The organism is Pseudonocardia sp. TRM90224 (genome assembly GCF_021245725.1).
GTDB lineage: Bacteria > Actinomycetota > Actinomycetes > Mycobacteriales > Pseudonocardiaceae > Pseudonocardia.
Genome location: NZ_JAJGSX010000032.1, coordinates 18005 through 35881 on the forward strand (window position 1 = coordinate 18005; position 17877 = coordinate 35881).

18 protein-coding genes and 1 pseudogene are annotated in these 17877 nt (G+C 71.2%); 7 read left to right on the forward strand and 12 right to left on the reverse strand.

Features of this window, described 5'->3' with window-relative positions; all coding sequences use genetic code 11:
- Positions 1-116: 116 nt before the first annotated feature.
- The 4 genes from LL648_RS31905 (at position 117) to LL648_RS31920 (ending at position 3933) form a co-directional block, all read left to right on the forward strand.
- A complete protein-coding gene (locus LL648_RS31905) occupies positions 117-1196 on the forward strand; it encodes a tryptophan 2,3-dioxygenase family protein (RefSeq protein ID WP_232666507.1) in 1080 nt (359 codons plus the stop codon).
- Positions 1197-1268: 72 nt separating this feature from the next.
- On the forward strand, positions 1269-1973 hold the full coding sequence (locus tag LL648_RS31910) for a FadR/GntR family transcriptional regulator (RefSeq protein ID WP_232666508.1): 705 nt from the start codon (positions 1269-1271) through the stop codon (positions 1971-1973).
- Positions 1970-3154 carry an aminotransferase class V-fold PLP-dependent enzyme gene (locus tag LL648_RS31915; protein ID WP_232666509.1) on the forward strand — a complete coding sequence of 395 codons (1185 nt, stop codon included), beginning with the start codon at positions 1970-1972 and terminating at the stop codon, positions 3152-3154. The genes LL648_RS31910 and LL648_RS31915 overlap by 4 nt, the downstream gene beginning before the upstream one ends.
- The gene (locus LL648_RS31920; RefSeq protein ID WP_232666510.1) at positions 3151-3933 is read left to right on the forward strand and encodes an enoyl-CoA hydratase/isomerase family protein; all 783 of its coding nucleotides are present in this window, start codon (positions 3151-3153) and stop codon (positions 3931-3933) included. Before LL648_RS31915 ends, LL648_RS31920 begins: the two co-directional genes overlap by 4 nt.
- On the opposite strand, the gene LL648_RS31925 is transcribed toward LL648_RS31920, so the two are convergent.
- Both LL648_RS31925 and LL648_RS31930 read right to left on the reverse strand, forming a co-directional pair.
- The gene (locus LL648_RS31925) at positions 3918-5138 is read right to left on the reverse strand and encodes an MFS transporter (RefSeq protein ID WP_232666511.1); all 1221 of its coding nucleotides are present in this window, start codon (positions 5136-5138) and stop codon (positions 3918-3920) included. The genes LL648_RS31920 and LL648_RS31925 overlap by 16 nt on opposite strands.
- Positions 5135-6376 (reverse strand): ATP-grasp domain-containing protein, encoded by a 1242-nt coding sequence (locus LL648_RS31930; protein ID WP_232666512.1) that lies wholly within the window; start codon positions 6374-6376, stop codon positions 5135-5137. Before LL648_RS31930 ends, LL648_RS31925 begins: the two co-directional genes overlap by 4 nt.
- Positions 6377-6460: 84 nt before the next feature.
- On the opposite strand from LL648_RS31930, the gene LL648_RS31935 reads away from it, so the two are divergent.
- Together LL648_RS31935 and LL648_RS31940 are read left to right on the forward strand one after the other, a co-directional pair.
- Entirely contained in the window at positions 6461-7009 is a 549-nt protein-coding gene (locus LL648_RS31935) for a CGNR zinc finger domain-containing protein (protein WP_232666513.1), read from the forward strand.
- Positions 7010-7114: 105 nt separating this feature from the next.
- Positions 7115-7393, forward strand: a complete 279-nt coding sequence (locus LL648_RS31940) for a YggT family protein (RefSeq protein WP_255686962.1) — start codon at positions 7115-7117, stop codon at positions 7391-7393.
- On the opposite strand, the gene LL648_RS31945 is transcribed toward LL648_RS31940, so the two are convergent.
- Entirely contained in the window at positions 7383-7988 is a 606-nt protein-coding gene (locus LL648_RS31945) for a TetR/AcrR family transcriptional regulator (RefSeq protein WP_232666514.1), read from the reverse strand. The two genes, LL648_RS31940 and LL648_RS31945, sit on opposite strands and share 11 nt — an antisense overlap.
- Positions 7989-8060: 72 nt before the next feature.
- Between LL648_RS31945 and LL648_RS31950 the strand changes: the two genes are divergently transcribed.
- Positions 8061-8798, forward strand: coding sequence for an alpha/beta fold hydrolase (locus tag LL648_RS31950; protein WP_232666515.1), 738 nt, complete (start codon positions 8061-8063; stop codon positions 8796-8798).
- Positions 8799-8959: 161 nt separating this feature from the next.
- Here LL648_RS31950 and LL648_RS31955 read toward each other — a convergent pair.
- The 9 genes and pseudogenes from LL648_RS31955 to LL648_RS31995 form a co-directional block, all read right to left on the reverse strand.
- Positions 8960-10009 (reverse strand): annotated as a pseudogene (locus LL648_RS31955) (acyltransferase family protein); the annotation flags it as partial.
- Between the two features lie 69 nt (positions 10010-10078).
- Complete coding sequence (locus LL648_RS31960) at positions 10079-10306, reverse strand: HNH endonuclease signature motif containing protein (RefSeq protein ID WP_308190421.1); 228 nt, start codon at positions 10304-10306, stop codon at positions 10079-10081.
- The gene (locus LL648_RS31965; protein ID WP_232666516.1) at positions 10231-10404 is read right to left on the reverse strand and encodes a hypothetical protein; all 174 of its coding nucleotides are present in this window, start codon (positions 10402-10404) and stop codon (positions 10231-10233) included. Before LL648_RS31965 ends, LL648_RS31960 begins: the two co-directional genes overlap by 76 nt.
- Positions 10405-11007: 603 nt before the next feature.
- A complete protein-coding gene (locus LL648_RS31970) occupies positions 11008-11754 on the reverse strand; it encodes a hypothetical protein (protein WP_232666517.1) in 747 nt (248 codons plus the stop codon).
- Positions 11751-12584 carry a carbohydrate ABC transporter permease gene (locus LL648_RS31975; RefSeq protein WP_232666518.1) on the reverse strand — a complete coding sequence of 278 codons (834 nt, stop codon included), beginning with the start codon at positions 12582-12584 and terminating at the stop codon, positions 11751-11753. Before LL648_RS31975 ends, LL648_RS31970 begins: the two co-directional genes overlap by 4 nt.
- On the reverse strand, positions 12581-13531 hold the full coding sequence (locus tag LL648_RS31980; RefSeq protein ID WP_232666519.1) for a carbohydrate ABC transporter permease: 951 nt from the start codon (positions 13529-13531) through the stop codon (positions 12581-12583). The genes LL648_RS31975 and LL648_RS31980 overlap by 4 nt, the downstream gene beginning before the upstream one ends.
- Before the next feature lie 47 nt (positions 13532-13578).
- Positions 13579-14847, reverse strand: a complete 1269-nt coding sequence (locus LL648_RS31985) for an ABC transporter substrate-binding protein (protein ID WP_232666520.1) — start codon at positions 14845-14847, stop codon at positions 13579-13581.
- A gap of 62 nt (positions 14848-14909) precedes the next feature.
- The gene (locus LL648_RS31990) at positions 14910-16805 is read right to left on the reverse strand and encodes a DUF2264 domain-containing protein (protein ID WP_232666521.1); all 1896 of its coding nucleotides are present in this window, start codon (positions 16803-16805) and stop codon (positions 14910-14912) included.
- Positions 16802-17821 (reverse strand): hydroxyacid dehydrogenase, encoded by a 1020-nt coding sequence (locus LL648_RS31995; RefSeq protein WP_232666522.1) that lies wholly within the window; start codon positions 17819-17821, stop codon positions 16802-16804. Before LL648_RS31995 ends, LL648_RS31990 begins: the two co-directional genes overlap by 4 nt.
- Positions 17822-17877 lie beyond the last annotated feature (56 nt).

Genomic DNA, 17877 nt, shown 5'->3' on the forward strand with positions numbered 1-17877 from the left:
CAACCCACATGGTCAGCAAAGCCTTACCCGGACGCACCGAGGACTGACCCGCAGGCGATCCCGCGCGACCCCCTCCCGGCCGCACCATCGGAGCCTCGGCAGTGGAGGGAGGCGCGATGACCGGATGTCCGTTCGCGGCCGCACAGGAGTTCCGCAGGCACGGCAAGCAGTTCGCGCCGTCCGCGCTCCTCGCCCGGCTCGGCGAGCTGCGCCCCGCCGCCCCCGCCGGCAGCGCGCTGGCGGCGTTCCTGGACTGCGCGCTGGACAAGCCGGAGGGCCGCTTCCACAACCGCACCTACCTCGCGCTGGCCCAGCTGGAGCGCATCCGGGACGGGCTCGGGATCAGCCCCGACCGGTTCGCGACGCTGCTGGTCGCCGACATCGTCCGGCACGAGGTGCGTGGGCCCGCCGGCGCCGAACGTCCCGACGAGCGGACCGTCCGCACCCGGCTGCGGCACTGCCTGCGGTTCGTGACGGGCAGCGCGATCGACGTCGAGGGGGAGGCGGTGCTCGCCGAGCTGCCCGACCCGCCGGCGTCGCCATGGTTCGCGACCACCGTGGCGCCGGTCTCCCCGCTGCACGACGAGTACTTCTTCATCCGCGCGCTGCAAGCGCACGAGCAGCTCTTCACCGCGCTCGCCGACGACGTGGAGGCCGCCACCGCCGCCCTGCGCGCCGGCGAGATCGCGGCGGCGCTCGTCCGGCTCGACCACGCGGTCGCGACGATGGATCGTGCGGGCGTGCTGTTCCGGATCGTCGCGACGATGCAGGCCGCCACGTTCCACGCCTTCCGCGAGCACACCCAGGGCGCGAGCGCGATCCAGTCGGAGCAGTACAAGCGCTTCGAGCTGGCCTGCGGCCCGCCGACGCCCGCACGGCTGCGCTCCGACGCGTTCACGTCCGTGCCGCGCGTGCTCGCCGACCCACCCAGCGACGACCTGACCAGCGCCTACCTCGACGGCACCCGCAGCGCTCCCGAGGCCAGCGCAGTCGAGATCGGGGCACTCGACGAGCGCATCGCCGCGATCGAGGCCGCCCACCAGCGCTGGAAGGGCGCCCACCACGGCATCGCGGCCCGGATGCTGGGCGACGCGCACGGCTCCGGCTACACCGCGGGCGTGCCCTACCTGCGTGCCTGCCTGGACAACCGGCTCTTCCGGCTCCTCACGGTCGAGCGCGCAGCCCGCGCTGCTTGACCGCACGCCGCGCAGCCTTGCACACTGGTCTGACCGCGGTCAGACCAAGCCGCGGTCAGGTCAGGAGGTGCAGTGGACCCGGCTGCTAGCAGGACCAGGAAGCCGCAGCTGGTGGTCGACGGCCTGCTCGCCCGCATCCGGTCGGGGGAGTGGCCGGTCGGCACGCGCCTGCCGTCGGAGCGCGATCTGGCGGCCGTGTTCTCGGTCAGCCGGGCGGGGGTGCGGGAGGCGCTGCAGGTGCTGCAGCTGTCCGGCCACGTCGAGACGCGGGGCGGCGACGGCAGCTTCGTCGCGCGCGCGTCCGGCGGTCTCGACGACGACGCCGGGCTGGTGGCCGGCATGTCGATCAGCGCGGCGCTCGAGGCGCGGGAGGCGGTCGAGCTGTCGAGCGCGGTGCTGGCGATCCGCCGCGCGACCCGCTCCGACCTGCTCAAGCTGCAAGCCGTCGTCGCCGAGATGGAGGAGCAACTCGAGCGGGGCGACCACAAGTCGTACCTGCTGAGCACCCTCGACATGCACATCCTGGTGGCGAAGGCGGCACACAACGCCTACCTGATCCGGGCCGTCACCGAGCTGACCGAACGTCATCGCGACGACCAGTGGCTGGTGCACGCGCACTACGACCCCGGCATCGCCGCGTACTCGTTCGAGCTGCACCGCGACCTCGTCGACGCGATCGTCGACAAGGACGTGCTGAAGGCGATCGAGGCCACGACCAGCCACTACGAGGAGTACCCGGTGCTCACCGCACGCGCTCGGACCGAAGGTGACACGTGACCGTGCTCAACAAGACTGGGCTGAACAAGACTGGGCTCAACGCCGAGATCCGCGCGCACTTCCCCGTCACCGACCGGATGCTCTACCTCGACGCCGCGCACCAGACGCCGCTCGCGGTGCCGGTGCGGGCCAGCCTCGACGCCTTCCTCGACGAGGCCCAGTTCACCGCCGGCCCCAAGGCCGGGTGGCTGGACCGGGTCGAGCAGGTGCGCGCCCAGCTGGCCGGGCTGCTCGGCGTCGGCGCCGGCGAGATCGCCTTCACCAAGAACACCTCGGAAGGCCTCAACATCGCCGCGCACGGGCTGCGGTGGGCGCCGGGCGACAACGTCGTGCTGCTGGCGTCGGAGCACCCGAACAACGCCTACGCATGGCTGTCGCAGCGCGCCGCCGGGCTGGAGGTCCGGCAGGTCCCCGACGACAAGACGTGGGCCGACGCCGAGACCTTCGCCGCCGCCGTCGACGGGCGGACCCGCGCGATCGCGCTCTCGCACGTCATGTTCCACAGCGGGCAGCGCAACGACGTCGAAAGCGTGGTTGCGCTGGCCCGTTCGGTCGGCGCCGAGGTGGTGCTCGACGCGATGCAGTCGGTCGGGGTGCTGCCGGTCGACGCCGGCGCGCTCGGTGTCGCGGCGCTGGCCGCCGGCAGCCACAAGGGCCTGCTGGTCCCGCAGGGCCTCGGGTTCCTCTACACGGCCACGGATACCGACGTGCTGGCCCCGACCTACGTCGGCACGGCCGGGGTCGCGAACACCAGCGACGACCTGGTCGCCGGCCCGGACGCAGTTGTGCTGCGGCCCGACGCGCACCGCTTCGAGATCGGCAACTACAACCTGCCGGCCATCCACGCGCTCGGTGGGGCGCTCGACCTGCTCGGATCGATCGGGCTGCCCGCGATCGCCGAGCACCTGCTCGACCTGGGGGACCGGCTGATCGGGCACCTCGACCGGCTCGGGATCGGCCTGCTCGGTCCGCGCGAGCGGGACCGCCGCAGCCACATCCACGTCCTGGACCTCCCCGACGCCGGCTGGCCGCCGTACCTCGCCGCTTCCGGCGTCCGGCTCTCCCCGGTGCGCGACGGCTTGCGGGTCTCGTTCGGGATCTACAACACGGCCGAGGACGTCGATCGCCTCGCCGTGATCGTCGAGCGTGGGCTGCGCACGGTGCCGGCTCGCGCCTCATGACCACCCGGGCCGTCGAGCCGGTGCCCGGCGCGGGGATCCGGCTGGCCATCACCGGTGGCCGTGCCGAGATCACGCTCGCCCGCGCGGCGCAACGCAACACCCTCGACAGCCGCGCGTTCGCCGGCCTCGCCGGGGCGTTGCGGCTGATCGACCAGGACCCGGCGGTCGGCGGCGTACTCCTGACGTCGTCGGTGCCGGACGTCTTCTGCTCGGGCGGGACCTACGTCGACCCGGAACACCCTGGACGGCCCTCGCCGCAGTACGCCCCGCAGCTCACCGCCTGTTTCGACAGGTGGACCGCGCGCCGCGTGCCGGTCGTGTGCGTGGTGGCGGGCGCCGCGCGGGCGTTCGGTGCGGCGCTCGCGCTGACCAGCGACCTGACGATCGCCACGCCCGCCGCGTCGTTCGGGCTGCCGGAGCTGAGCGGCGGGGTTGTGCCGTCGTTCGCGATCGCATTGCTGTGCACCCGATACCCGTCACGGATCGTGCGGGAGCTGGTGCTGAGCACCGAGGCCATGGGCGTCGAGCAGGCCGAACGCCGCGGGCTGGTCAACGCCGTCGCACCTGATCAGGGCGCTGCGGAACGGCTCGCCCGCGTCCTGCTCGACCGGTGGGCGCAGGCGGGTCCCGACGCCGTCCGGCAGGCGATGTCGACGCTCGCCGAGATCGACGCCGCGCCCGACCTCGCCGCCGCCCGGCAGATCGCCGTCGCCGGGGTGGAGGAGCAGTTGCACCGCTTCCGCGACGGCAGGAGCAACCAGACTTACCTCGATACGTGACGGGGGAGGCGCGGCAGGCTGAGCCACGCCGCCAGCAACCCGGCCGCGCCGACCAGCACCCACAGCACCCAGGGGCCGAGCGCGTAGGCTGCGCCACCGATGATCGGGCCCGCGCCCGTGCCGATCGTGTACGCGGCGCCGTACATCCCCTGGTAGCGCCCGGTCATCCGCGGGGGAGTGAGGCTGCCCAGGTGGGCGTGGGCGACGGAGCTGGAGAGCATCTCGCCGAGCGTCCACAGCAGAACGGTTGCCGCGAGCGGCACCATGTGGGCCATGAAGCCGGTGAGCGCGAGCCCGGCGCCGATGAGCAGGTTGCCGACGGCCAGCACGTGCTCCGGCCGGTAGCGGGCGACCGCGCCGGTGATCGGCAGCTCCAGCAGCAGCACCAGCAGCCCGTTCAGGCCGAGCAGCAGCCCGAAGTCCCGCGCGCTCAGCCCCGCGTCGTTGACGTGCAGCGGCAGCCCGACCGTCGACTGGATGTAGACGAACTCGCCGACCACCGTCATCAGCAGGAACCGCATCAGCGTTCGATCGGCGAAGGCGCGTCGATAGCTCGGCGCGTCGACGTCCGTCGTGGATGCCGGCGCGTCGGGATACCGTGGTGCGTCGCGCAGCAGCACGGCCACGACCACGCCGAACAGCAGGCACAGGGCGGCGTTGCTCAGGAACAGCTCCACGTAGGACGAGCTGGCCAGCACTCCGCCGATGACACCGCCCAGCGCGGCGCCCAGGTTCATCGCGAAGCGGAACACCCCGAAGGCCGCGAGCCGCTGCCGGTGGGTCGTCACGGAGTCGAGCAGCACCGCGGCCGCCGCCGGCCGGTAGATCTGCGACGTGACGCCGATCAGGCCGACCACCGCGACGATGCCCGGGTACGACCCGAGCGCCGGCACGAGCGCCGTCAACCCGGCGGTGGGTACGGCCGAGAGCACGATGGTCCATCGCCGACCGATCCGGTCGGCGAGGAAGCCGCCGACGGTGTTGCCGAGCACGTTGCCCAGCCCCGAGACGCCCAGGACCAGCCCCGCGGCGCCGGCCGAGTACCCGCGCTCCGTCAGGTACAGCACGATGAACACCGGCAGGAAGTTGCCGACTCGGTTGACCAGGATGCCGGCGCTGATGATCCACACGCGGGCCGGCAGCCCACGCAGCGCGTCGCGGAACCGCAGCGCGTCGACGTCCGACCGTTGCGGCGGCGTGCTCACGCGGCGGGTTCCGTGCGGATCCGGATCTCCGCTGCCAGCTGTTCGGCATGGGCGACCGCGTCCGCAGCGGTGGCGCCGCGGGCGATCACATGGCCGATCTTGTCCTCGTTCCAGGTCAGCGGCGGGATCTCGGCGCCGGGCTCGACCGCGAGGCGTAGCTCGGCGAGCGCGGGATCGGCGCGCACGGCGTCGACGCCCGCGACATCGACGACCCGCCCCGGCTGCGGTGTCAGGAACCGGATGGCCGCGCCCGCGCGCGGAACCGGAGCCGTGACGAGCGGCTCCACCAGGCCGAACGGGGCGCCCAGCGCGTAGCGCTCCATGTCGACGCCGTACACGATCCGGGCCAGCTCGTTGATCCGGTCGCCACCGATGCGGTTGTGCGACTCGACGATCCGCGGGCCGCGCCCGGTCAGCTTGACCTCGGTGTGCGCCGGGCCGTTGCGCAGCCCGACGGCGTCGAGGAAGTCCGCAACCAGCTGAATGGCTTCCCGCAGCGTCCCGGCCGGGAAGCTGCTGGGCTGCGAATGCCCGATCTCGACGAATCCGGGGCCGATCGCCTTGTCCGTCGTCGCAACGACCACGTGCCGCCCGTCGAAGCTCAGTGTCTCGACGCTGATCTCGGGACCGTCCAGGAACTCCTCGATGAGGAACTCGTCGAACGACTCGGCGCTGGACAGGTCGCCCGGAGCCCAGCTGCGGTTGCCGAGTGCCCGGAAACGGTCGGCGACGGCGTCTACGTCGGCCCGGTCGTTGATGCGGAACACGCCCAGGCTGCCCGATTCGCGGACCGGCTTGACGATGATCGGGAAGCCGTAGGTCTTGCCGAACTCGTGGATGTCGTGCACGGACCGGCCGACCGCGGAGGCCATCGGGCTGACCCCGTGGGTGGCCAGGTGCCGGCGCATCCGCCACTTGTCCAGCAGCAGCTCGACCGTCTCTGCCGTCTCCAAGGACTCGCCGCCGAGCCCGAGCGCCTCGTTGATCCGGGCTGCGGGCAGCAGCCCGAGCTCGAACAGCGAGACGGCGGCCTGGATCGGGTGCGTCTCGTGCAGCGCGCGGACCAACGGCAGGAGGCGATCGACGTCGCCGTAGTCGACCAGCAGCGCCTGGTCGACGAGCGGCGCGTAGGCGGGGTCATACGCGTCGGGGAACTCGACGAGGACGACGTCCAGACCCAGCTCCCGGGCCTTGCGCACGTGCTCGACCCCACCACCGACGACCAGGATCCGGGGCACAGCTCCTCCTGAGGATAGACACCGGTGAACACGTTATGGTGGTTACAGAGGAGTGTCAACCGGCTATCGGGTTATGGTGGTGTCGTGACAACAGGAACGCCGTCGCACGCCGACCTGCTATGCGCGTTCGCCAACACCCTCGACGTGGACGTCGACGCCACCGTGCCCGAAGCGCTGCTCGACGCGGCCGCGCTCACCGCCTGGCTCCGCGCCCAGGACCTGATCGGGCCCGATGAGCAGGCCGACGACAGCGAGCTCCGCATCGCCCGGTCGCTCCGGTCGGGCCTGCGCACCGCCATGCTGCGCCACCACGACGACGAGGATCCGTCGCCGGTGGCCGGTCTCGACGTCGCCGCGCGGCTGCCGCTGCGGGTCGACTTCGACGGCACCAGCCCGCGGCTCGCCCCGGCGGCCGGCGGCGTCAAGGGCGGGCTGGCCCGGCTGCTCGTCGCGGTGGCCGACGCGCAGGCCGCAGGCGACTGGGTGCGCGTGAAGGTCTGCATCGCCGACGAGTGCCAGTGGGCTTTCTACGACACCTCGAAGAACCGGTCGCGGCACTGGTGCTCGATGGGCGTCTGCGGCAACCGGCAGAAGACCCGCACCTACCGCGCCCGTCGGCGTGCGAACCAGTGACCTGACGGAGTAGAGCTGATAGTCGGGTGAGAATCCGACAAAGACGGCACTCCTGACCCCTTGTCCGTCGTTGGTGCAGGTAGGTCGGCGCGGAGGAGCAACACCATGGTGAGTTTCATCGGAGCCCTGATCGGCTACGTCCTGACAGCCTTCGTGCTGGTGATGATCGCCCGGCTGGTGGTCGACTGGGTCGTCGCACTGGGCAAGGACCCGGAGTGGGTCGGGAAGGTCCGCCAGGTCACCCACTCCCTGACGGAACCGGTGATCGCCCCGGTGCGGCGCATCCTGCCGCCGGTGCGGGCCGGCGGGCTTGCCATCGACCTCGCGTTCACCATCGTCCTGCTCGCGGCGCTGATCCTGCGGACGGTCGCGTTCAGCTTCTAGCGGGTTCGATGTCGAGCGCGAGGTGGAGCTGGCGCGTCCACCAGCGCACGTGCGTGCTCGGGTCGTCGGCCGCCTCGCCGTCGAGGCCGGCGCTGCGGCGGAAGGCTGCTCCGTAGAGGGCCTCGGTGGCCATCGCGTGGTGCAGGGCCGCGACCGCGTGGCGGGTGTCGTCGACGGAGCTGCCGGGCGGGCGGAGCCGCTGGAGGGCGTCGACGACCGGGTCGAGCATGCCGCTGCCCGGGTCGCGCCAGCCTGCGGTGTGCAGCGCGACGGCCAGCTCGCCGTAACCGCCGCGGTAGAACGTTTCCAGTGATCGGACGAGCTCGCCGAGGTCGGCGCCACGGTCCAGCCAGGTCTTCAGGACGTCCTCGAGCGCGGCCCGGAGCGTGCGGCCGCCATGCCGGAGCAGCTGCGTGAGCAGCTCCTCGCGGTTGCCGAAATGGTGTGTGACGCCGGCGTCGGTCATGCCGATCCGCGCCGCCACGGCCCGCACCTGCACCGCGGCGACACCGCCTTCGGCCAGCAATGATGCGGCGGCTTCGAGGATCTGCCTGCGTGCCTCCGCCGGCGGTCGCCGCACTCTGGGCGAGCTCATGTGCGGCACCTTACCTTGACACGCCAAGGTCATCGACCTAGCTTACCTTGACAGCTCAAGGTAGGGGGAGAAGTGGCGACGATCTCCATCACGGCCGGCGATGCGACGCTGCTGGCCACGGTGACCGGCAGCGGTCCGACGGTCCTGCTGCTCCATGCGGGAGGGGAGCGCCGCAGCGTCTGGGCGCCGGTCGCGGAGCGCTTGAGCATGCGCACGGTGGCCTACGACCTGCGTGGGCACGGCGAGAGCTCCGGCCGGGCGACGTCGCTCGCGCAGATCGCCGAAGACGTCGCCGAGATGGTGGTCCGCGAACCGCCACCGATCGTGGTGGTCGGCACCTCGCTCGGCGGGCTGGCAGCCCTCGCCGCCCTCGCGGAGCCCGCCACCGCGCAGCGCGTCGCCGGCCTGGTGCTCGTGGACGTCGTGCCCGACCCGGATCCGGACCGGGCCCGCGCCTGGCTGGCCGAGCAGGGCCTGGGCCGCCGCCGCGCCGAGCTCGTCGACGACATCCTCGGATCGGGTTATGGGCTGGCCGCGGTGGCTGCGGCTTTGGAGGTGCCCATGATGCTCGTTCGGGCGGGACGCTCGGCGCTCGCCGACGCCGAGGTCGACCGGTTCCGCTCGGCCAATCACCGCGTCACCGTCGTCGAGGTGCCGGCGGCCGGTCACCTCGTGGCCCGGGACGCTCCGGCCGAGCTCGCGCTCATCGTCGAAGGGTGCGCAGCTGCGTGGCTTCGCCCGCCGCGGAGTGCCAGCGCGCCTGCGGCGACCAGCACGAGCGGCAGGAGGGAGGCCGGGGAGATGCCCTGATCGGTCACGAGCTCGTCGAGCCCGATCTTGCTCACCGTGTACAGCCCGGCCGCCGCCGCGAGGGTGCCGGCCACCGCGGCCGCCGTCCGGATCGTGCCGGGCGCCGGCGCCTGCCGCTCGAACCGGCGGAAGAGCATGACGAGGCCGAGGCATGCCAGCGAGCACGCGACCAGCCAGCCGGCCAGCGCCAGGAACCAGACCGGGGTGTCCGCGGCCGGCAGCCGCGCCCCGACGACCAGCAGCCCGGCCTGCACGATGTAGCAGGCGGTGAGGTGCCAGCAGAAGACGGTCATGATCACCGTGCTGCCCGTCGCCGCCGCGAACCAGACCCGGGGACGCTGCATCAGCGCGGTGCCCGCGCGGCGCAGGAGCAGCGCAGTGCCGACCAGGAAGAAGCTCTGCGCCAGCAGTGCGAGGTTGGGCGGCGCGGAGTTCGACAGCTCGTTGCCGGGGATGCCGACCATCAGCACCGGGTAGGCGGACGTACCGAACACCAGCAGCGCAGCGCCGGCCAGCCCGCCGACGGCGAACAGTCCCGCGAGCCGGCGGCCGCCGCGCTGCAGCGTCCCGTCGGCGTAGCCGTAGCCGAGCTGGTGCGCCGCGAGCCAGACGAACAGCATGTTCGCGTATCCGATGTCCGGAAGGCCGGCCCCGAGCTTGACGACGTCGACGAGCGCGACCGCCGCGGCGAGCGCGCCCATCACCGGCCACAGGCCGTACCGCTCGTGCAGCCGCATCATCGTCGGCGCCGCCAGCACGATCACGAGGTACACGCCGAGGAACCACAGCGGCACCGTGATCGTCTGCAGGCCGACGGCGAATTGGCCGCTGTTGAACCCGGCGGTGTACATCAACACCGCGAGCCCCGTCCAGACCGCCACCATGACCAGCGCCGGAGGCAGCAGCCGGGAAAGCCGCGACCTCACGAACGTCCCGAGCGGCGGCCGGTGGCGTAGCGCGCGGGCGTGCGCGAACCCGCCGACGAAGAAGAACAGCGCCATCACCTGCCACACCCAGGTCGACAGCATCAGCGGCATCGACGTGCTGACATCGCCCGCGCCGTGCAGCGTGAGCAGGGCGACCACCCAGTGGCCGAGCACGACCATGCCGATCGAGAACAGCCGGATCAGGTCGACGTACCGGTCCCGGCCGGCCGGCGTGGCCGCGGCGAGCTCCGCCGTACTCCGTGGGGACGTGAGCGCGTTCGTCATGGCGATCAGATTGGCCAGCCGGGGGCGCCTGCGGATCCGAGAGACTACGGAGCGGCTATGACGGCAAGGTCACGCCGCCCCCCGGCCGAGGTGATGGGGCGTTCGTCGTGGTTCCTGGTCCGGGTCGACCCATCTGGGTGGGATGAACTCCGGTAATCCATCTACTATTCGGACGAACCATTCCGTGGCATGGATCTCCCGGTGATGCATCCTGCACAACATCACCAAGTTGTTGATTTCAGTGGGTCCGCCGTTCTGCCATTCAACAATATGGTGGATGTCGCACCAAGCTCCAATTCACGGGTCGCGACACATCGTTCTTCGAACGTCCCGACCAGGGTGTCTGCCTGCAGTTGTGCCACCCCGTCGAGGGCGGCCTGCAGGTTCTCGGACATAACTCCATTTTAGACGTGGTGAAGATCCATAGCCACTCCAATTTCGACTTCATCTCTTGCTTTCGGGGTGGTCGGGTTGGGTGAGGAGCGTATTTCCTGGTTGCGTCTCCTGCCGTCCCCGACCTGCACTCGAGTCCTGACGATCAGCCTGCGGGAAGAAGGTGGTCCTCTTTCCTGTGGTGCCGTCTAGAGACGGTTCTCGCACCGCACACACCGGATGGCTTCGGCACACAGGTCATAACATGTGTGCCGACACCACCACGTGTGTGCCGTCGCACCAACGGCGTGCCCGCCACCTACCGCCCCGCCAGGGAGACCGTCGACAACGACGTTCTGGCTGTTTGTGAGCGCTAACAACAGCCAAAACGTCGTTGTCGACGCCCAAGACCGGCCCGCGCCGAAGGCTTGCCCGCCACCCACAGGTGGGCTGAGAGTGCCATCCCGGAGATCTGCCCGCCCGGCGAGGGCGCCCTTGAGAACGCGCGACCACCAAGACCAACCGAACCGCCGCCCGAACCAGCCACTGCAGGACCCGCCCCGAGACATGATCACGATCTACAACGGCAGTACTGGGGTCGACGCCGGCAGGCAGGACGATGCGCATCACCACCGGTGGGCGGGAGACCTACGGGACGCCACAAGCCGAGCCGCGGGATCCACACCCGACCAGGCCGCGGCGCAATTGCTCCAGATCAGGTACAGCGCGAAGCCGCCGAGGCCGAGCACTCCCAGTACCGGTCGGGCAAGGCACACCGTTCCCCACGCGACCAGCACGGCGTACGTGAGCAGCGTCAACGGCGCCCGCCGGACCGCGAGCCAGGCGGAGGTACGCAGCAAAGCCGGCAGTGGCAGTTCCGGTGCCTGGGACAGTCCGGCGACCGCGACGAGCGCGGTCGGCACGCCGAGCAGCACCAGCACGCCGAGCAGCGGTCCGATCAGTGCCGCCCACGGCGTCGCCCAGATCGCGAGCACGTCGACGACCACGACGAACAGCAACCCGCAGAGCAGGGCCCACACAGCGGTGGCCCGCCCCGCGTGGCGCCGCGCGCCTCGCACGGCGTCGCGGAGCGGCATCGCGGTGCCCCGCTCCCGCGCTGCGGAGAACGCGTGGAACGCCGCCGCGATGCCGGCACCGAGCGGGACCGCGCAAAGCAGCAGAGTGGGCCAGGTCGTGAGGGGATCGGCGAGCAGCGTGAGCGCCGCGACGAGGGGCAGCGCCGAAGCGCCGAAGCACGCCCCCGCGACGAGAGCGAGGTAGGCGATGTCGAAGACCGCCTCGTAGGTCTCCGGCCGACGGAGCAGTGCGCGCACGTCGCCCGTGGTCCCAGCCTGCTCATCCAGCCTGCTCACCCCTTGAGCCCGCTCGTCGCGATGCCCTGGATGAACTGCCGCTGCCCGAGCAGGAACACGAGCACGACCGGGAGGACCGATATCACCGAGCCGGTCATGATCATCGCGTACGCGGCGTCGAACTGGCCCACGAACGACCGCAGCCCCAGCTGGACCGTCCACAGTTCGTTGCTCGTGAAGTAGATGAACGGGCCCATGTAGTCGTTCCACGTCGTGACGAACGTGAGCAGCCCGAGGCTGGCGATGGCCGGGCGGGACAGCGGCAGCATGATCCGCGCCCAGATGCGGTACTCGTTCAGCCCGTCGATCCGCGCCGCCTCGATGAGCTCGTCGGGGATCGACTGGTAGTACTGGCGCATCAGGAACACGCCGAACGCGCCGAACGCCTGCAGCAGGATGATCGACAGGTGGGTGTTCACCAGCCCGAGCTTCTCCATGATCAGGTACTGCGGGATCATGTAGGCCTGCCACGGCACCGCGATGGTGGCGAGGTAGGCGAGGAAGAGCCAGTCGCGGCCGGGGAAGCGCAGCTTCGCGAAGCCGTACGCCGCGAAGCTGCCCGTCAGCACCTGCAGCAACGAGATGGTGATCGCGAGGAACGCCGAGTTGCGCAGGTAGGACAGCATGGGGATGCGCGTCCAGATGTCGGCGTAGTTCGACCACACGAACTCCCGCGGCACCCATTGCGTCGGCACCGTGAAGACCTGGTTGTCGTGCTTGAGCGACGACGAGATCATCCACACGAACGGCACCAGCACGAGCAGGCACACGACCGTGAGCAGGAGGGCGTAGGCGATCTTCCGGCCGCGGGTCGCAGGCGTCGTCGTCATCGGGCCTCCCGGCGCCGCTGGAGCTGGAACTGGAGCACCGTGAACCCGGCGACCAGCACGAACAGCACCAGCGAGATCGCCGATGCGAACCCGAAGCGCCCCTCCTGGATGCCTTGCAGGTAGATCAGCTGCGAGAGCACGATCGTCGCCCGGCCCGGCCCGCCGTCGGTCATCACGACGATCAGGTCGAAGATCTTGAAGCTCGCGACGGTGCACATGATCAGCACGAAGAACGTGGTCGGGCGCAGCCCGGGCAGGGTGATGTTCCAGAAGCGCTGCCAGGCGTTCGCCCCGTCCACCTTCGCCGCCTCGTACAGCTCGGTCGGGATCGTCTGCAGGCCGGCCAGGAACAGCACCATGTAGTAGCCCATGTCGCGCCAGACGCTCGCGACGATCACCGCGGGCATCGCCCACGCGGTGCTCGACGTCCAGCCCGGCGGGTCGTCGACGCCCAGCGCCAGCAGGAACTGGTTGATCGGCCCCGATGTGGGGTTGAACAGCATGTTCCACACCACCGCGACCGCGACCAGCGACGTCACGTAGGGGAGGAAGAACGCCGTGCGGAAGAAGCCGAGGCCGGCGAGCGAGCGGTTCAGCAGGAGCGCGAGGCCGAGCGCCACCGCCATCGTGAGCGGGATGTGACCGACCGCGTAGTAGACGGTGTTGCCGAGCGCGATCCAGAACGTCGAGTTCCGGAACATCCGCTCGAAGTTCTCCAGCCCGACCCATTCCGGCTCGTCGGTCCACGGACTCCAGTCCATGAACGACAGCGCGAGCCCGAACACCATCGGTACGAGCGTGAGCAGGGCGAACCCGAGGAAGTTCGGCAGGATGAAGCTCCACCCCGTCAGGATCGACCGCAGTGTGCGACGCCGCGCGCGGGTGGCGGGTGCGGGCGGGCGTCGCGTCCGCATGGCCGGCACGGCCGGCTCGGTGCTGATCACCATGTCGCTCTCCTCGCGAGCCCGCCGCAGCGGCGGGCTCGTCCGTCCCGTCAGCGGACCTCGTTCTTCACACGGTCCCCGGCTTCCCGCAGCCCGTCGTCGACCGGCTTCTCCCCGGTCATGATCAGCGAGTGCTCCTCGGTGAGGATCGTGTCCACGTCGCTGGTCGTCTCGCTCACCGGCATCTCCAGCACGATCTTCTTGTCTTCGGTGAACGCCTTCTTCGACAGCTCGTCCGACGGCAGCGCGGTGAACGCCGCAGTCACCGCGTCCGAGCGGAAGGCCGGCACGACCCCGATGGCGGCGATCGCCTTGGCGCCTTGCTCACCGGCGGCGAAGCGGACGAACTCCTTCGCCACCTCGGCGTTCTTGGCCTTCTCGTTGACCGCGAACGCCGTCGGCGAGCCGAAAGTGGTCGTCCCGGCACCGGGGGCGAGCTGCGGCATGGGTGCAACGCCCCAGTCGACGCTGCTCTTGCCGCTCGCTATGGCGGCCTTGATCGACGCGATGTACCAGGTGCCCATCGGCAGCATCGCGGTCTGCCCGGTCTCGAACATGCTGCGGTAGTTGACCTGCTGGGTCCTCGCCGTCCCGTAGTCGAGCGCGGCGCCCGAGCGCTGCAGGTCCAACGCCAGCTCGTACTGGCTCTTCATGAACCCGTAGTCGCCACCGAGCTGGTCGCCGCCGGTCTGCGCAGCCGCGATCGCCTGCACGACCGAACGCCAGGTGTGGTGGTAGGTGCCGTACACCTTCTGGCCGTCGGCCGTGGTGCCGCTGGTGAGCTTCTTCGCGAGCTCGCCGTACTGGGCCCAGGTGAGCTGATCCGGGTGCGGCAGCCCGGCCGCGTCGAACAGCTTCTTGTTGTAGTAGAGCAGCCAGAAGTCCTGCCGGTAGGGCACAGCGGCGTACTTGCCGCCGATGTCGAACGGTTCCAGCCCGGCCATCTTGTCGGTCGGCAGCTCGCCGACGAGATCGGTGAGGTCGAGCAGCTGGCCCCGGCTGGCGTAGCGGGCGTAGTCCGTCACGTTCTTCATGGTGAGCACGTCGGTCGTGTCACCGCCCGCGAGCATCGTCGCCACCTTCTCCGGGTAGTCCTCGGCGAGGATCTCGACGGGCTGGATCGTGACGTTCGGGTGGACCGCCTCGAACGCGTCGAACAAGGCCCGGAACTCCGGCGTGCTCTCCAGGTTCCACGCCGAGACGGTGAGGGTCACCGGGCCGGACGGGTCAGCCGGCGCTGTGGCCGGCGACGAGCAGCCGGCGAGTGCGACCGCGGCGGCGGTCGCGATCGCGGCGAGTGCGGACGGGTAGCGCTTCATTGCGTCTCCTGTTCGTGGGTCTGGAGGCGGAGCGGCGATGTCGTGGCGGTCGGCCGGACGGGTCAGAGGTGGCTGAGCTCCGGGAGATCGACCCGGGTCTCGGCGCCGTCGCACCAGATCACGGAGGCGCGACCGGCCGTGACCGTGACGGCGGGCGGCGCGGCCACGGTCTGCGCCCCGGAGAGCAGGACGCCGGCGACGTACCACCGCCCCTTCTGCGCAGCGCCCGCGCTCGCTCGCCACGGGATCCGCGTGGTCGGCGAGAGCGGGGTCGCGTCGGACATGGTGAGGACCCCGGACCCGGGCAGCCCGCCGAGGTCGACGACGAGCGACGTCGGCCCGTCGGGCGCGACCGGCCACCCCCCGACGCGCAGCGGACCGGCCGGCTCGTACCCGTGCCCCTCGACCCGGGCGAGCCGCACCTCCCACGGGCCCCGCACGATCGAGCCGATGACGATCTCGGGACCCAGCGTGACCTCGCCGGTCCGGCCCGATCCGTGGTCGGGCAGGCCGGGCGTGGGCTCCACCCAGTGCGCGCGGCCGATCGAGAAGCCATAGCCTGCATCGCCGGTCACGCCGAGCGTGAGCGTGCGGAACCCGGCCCGGTGCGACGCGTGGCCACCCTCGTCGAGGAGGCTCACCCCGGCGTCGAGCGGCTCGTCCCATCCCGGCGCCGACAGCACCGGGCTCGTCACCGTCGAGTATCCGATGCGGGCGTACAGCGGCGAGTCGGACACGAGCGCGCCCTCTTGCCCGTGGTCGGTTCCGTGGTTGACCACGCGCACGATCCCGTCGGCCCGCGTCCCGGCGACGAGCCAGCCGGGTGCGCGCACGACCATCGTGACGTCGCCGCGCTCGACGGGGAGCGGCTCCTCGACCGCCGTCCAGACCGGGTGGTCGGCCGCCAGCGCGAGCCCCGCCATCCCCTTGAACGCCCAGTAGGGCGAGCCGGGTCCGGAGTAGCGCTGCGCGATCGGAAGCCACCCCGCGTGCCATCCGAGCGGGAGCAGGCCGCGCTCGTCGGGGACGCCGTTGTCGAGGAAGTGGCGCAGGATCCCGCTCGCCGCGCGGCGCAGCCCACCGGGGGTCAGCGCCGTGCTGCCGGTGATCGCGCCCGCCCAGAACGGTGCTGCGGCGGCGAATCGGTAGGTGAGGCTGCGGCCCTGCACCAGCGGTCCCCCGTCGGCTCCGACGAGCGCCGCCGCCTGCGGGAGGAACTCGTCGAGCCGCGCGAGGTAGCGCTCGCGCAGCTCCTCCGCGCGCTCGTCACCCGCGGCCATCTCCAACCAGACCGCGGGATAGAAGTGCAGCGCCCAGCCGGCGTAGTGGTCGAACGACCGCTCGGGCCCGTCGGCGAACCAGCCCTCGGCGCGCACGAAGCTCTCGTGCACAGCGAGGTCGTCGTCGAGATCGGCCTTGCTCCACGGACCGCCGACGCTGCGCAGGAACGTCTGGGTCACGATGCGGAACCACACCCAGTTGATCGGCGGGATCTGCGCGCCGACCAGCTCCGCCAGGTAGCCGACGAGCCGGTCCCGGGTCCGCTCGTCGAGCACGTCCCAGATCCGGCTCCTGGTCAGGTGCAGCCCGAGCGCGAGCGCAGCAGCCTCGACCTTCGCCTGGTCGTGCTCGCCGGGCCGCACCCAGCGCCCCGGGTTGTCGGGATCGACGCCCGCGGTGAGCCCCTCGGCGTACCACTCGGCGAGCTCCGCGCTCGCCGCGTCATCGGTGCCCGCGATGCGGAATGCGGCGCCCATGAAGCTGCGCGCGAAGCCCTCCAGCCCGTCGACGCGCGTGCCGTAACCGCCGGGTGCGCCGGGCGGTGTGATCGTCGCGTGATCCGCGCTCGCCCAAGGCCGGAGTGCGGCGAGCAGCCGATCGGCTGTCGCCAGCCAGTCGGCGCGGGCGAGCCCGGTGAACGGCGAGAGTCCGCCCGGCCCGGACACAGAGGGTGTCATGCGGCCACCTCCAGATCGGCGGCGTTCACCTGCGCGGTGAGCGCATCGCCGCGCACCCAGCGTTCGAGCTCGTCGATCGCGGCGTCGGCGAGCCGGAGCGTCTCGCTGCCGAGCGAGCCGGCGATGTGCGGAGTGATCGACACGTTGGGGAGGTCGTAGAGCGGCGAGTCGTCGGGCAGCGGTTCGGGGTCGGTCACGTCGAGGATCGCGTCGAGCCGCCCACTCGCGCACTCACGGACCAGCGCGTCGGTGTCGATGAGCGCGCCGCGCGCGGTGTTGACGACCGTGCCGCCGTCGCGGAGCAGGGCGAGCTCCGCCGCGCCGATCATCCCCAGCGTCTCGGGCAACGCCGGCGCGTGCAGGCTCAGCACGTCGACCGAGCGGAGCAGCTCGTCGAGGTCCACCAGCCGGGCGCCGGCGCGGGCGACCGCCACCGGATCGGCGTGGGGGTCGTAGACGAGCACCTCGGCGTGGTCGAGCTGCTGCAGGTGCGCGACCACCCGGCGCCCGATCCGGGAGAACCCGACGATGCCGACGCGCCGCCCGTAGTTCGTGTACCGGTCGGAGGTGAGCTGGGCGCGCCAGCCGTCGCGGAACTGCCGCGGAACGCGGGCGAGGTACTGGGCACGCTTGCCTGCCAGCACGATCTGGGCGTAGGTGAACTCGGCGACCGGGATGGCGTTGGCCTCCGCCGCGGAAGTGATCACGATCCCGCGTTCCCAGAACTCCTCGGTCACCAGCGAACGGACCGTGCCTGCGCAATGGAACACCGCGCGCAGCTTCGGCATGCGGTCGAGCCGCTCGGCGGTGAGCACCGGCGCACCCCACGACGTCACCAGCACCTCGACGCCGGCGAGCCGGTCGGCCAGCGCCGGGTCATCGAGCTCCGCGGTCACGGCGGGCCGGTCGAGGCGGCACAGCTCCGCGACCCGAGCTTCGCGCAGGGCGTCGAACTGGGACGCGAACGCGTCGGGCCACATCGCAAGGAGGGCCGACGGCCGCAGCGGATCGCTCACCAGGCAGCTCCTCCTTGATTGCTTCGTTGGTGGCGTGGACCATACGATGCATTCGA

Bases quoted from the DNA above. Each gene is read 5' to 3' on its own strand.
- LL648_RS31990 (WP_232666521.1), bottom strand. From the start codon at position 16,805: ATGACACCCTCTGTGTCCGGGCCGGGCGGACTCTCGCCGTTCACCGGG.
- LL648_RS31920 (WP_232666510.1), top strand. From the start codon at position 3,151: ATGACCACCCGGGCCGTCGAGCCGGTGCCCGGCGCGGGGATCCGGCTG.
- LL648_RS31905 (WP_232666507.1), top strand. From the start codon at position 117: ATGACCGGATGTCCGTTCGCGGCCGCACAGGAGTTCCGCAGGCACGGC.
- LL648_RS31980 (WP_232666519.1), bottom strand. From the start codon at position 13,531: ATGGTGATCAGCACCGAGCCGGCCGTGCCGGCCATGCGGACGCGACGC.
- LL648_RS31975 (WP_232666518.1), bottom strand. From the start codon at position 12,584: ATGACGACGACGCCTGCGACCCGCGGCCGGAAGATCGCCTACGCCCTC.
- LL648_RS31965 (WP_232666516.1), bottom strand. From the start codon at position 10,404: ATGTCCGAGAACCTGCAGGCCGCCCTCGACGGGGTGGCACAACTGCAG.
- LL648_RS31940 (WP_255686962.1), top strand. From the start codon at position 7,115: ATGGTGAGTTTCATCGGAGCCCTGATCGGCTACGTCCTGACAGCCTTC.
- LL648_RS31945 (WP_232666514.1), bottom strand. From the start codon at position 7,988: ATGAGCTCGCCCAGAGTGCGGCGACCGCCGGCGGAGGCACGCAGGCAG.
- LL648_RS31985 (WP_232666520.1), bottom strand. From the start codon at position 14,847: ATGAAGCGCTACCCGTCCGCACTCGCCGCGATCGCGACCGCCGCCGCG.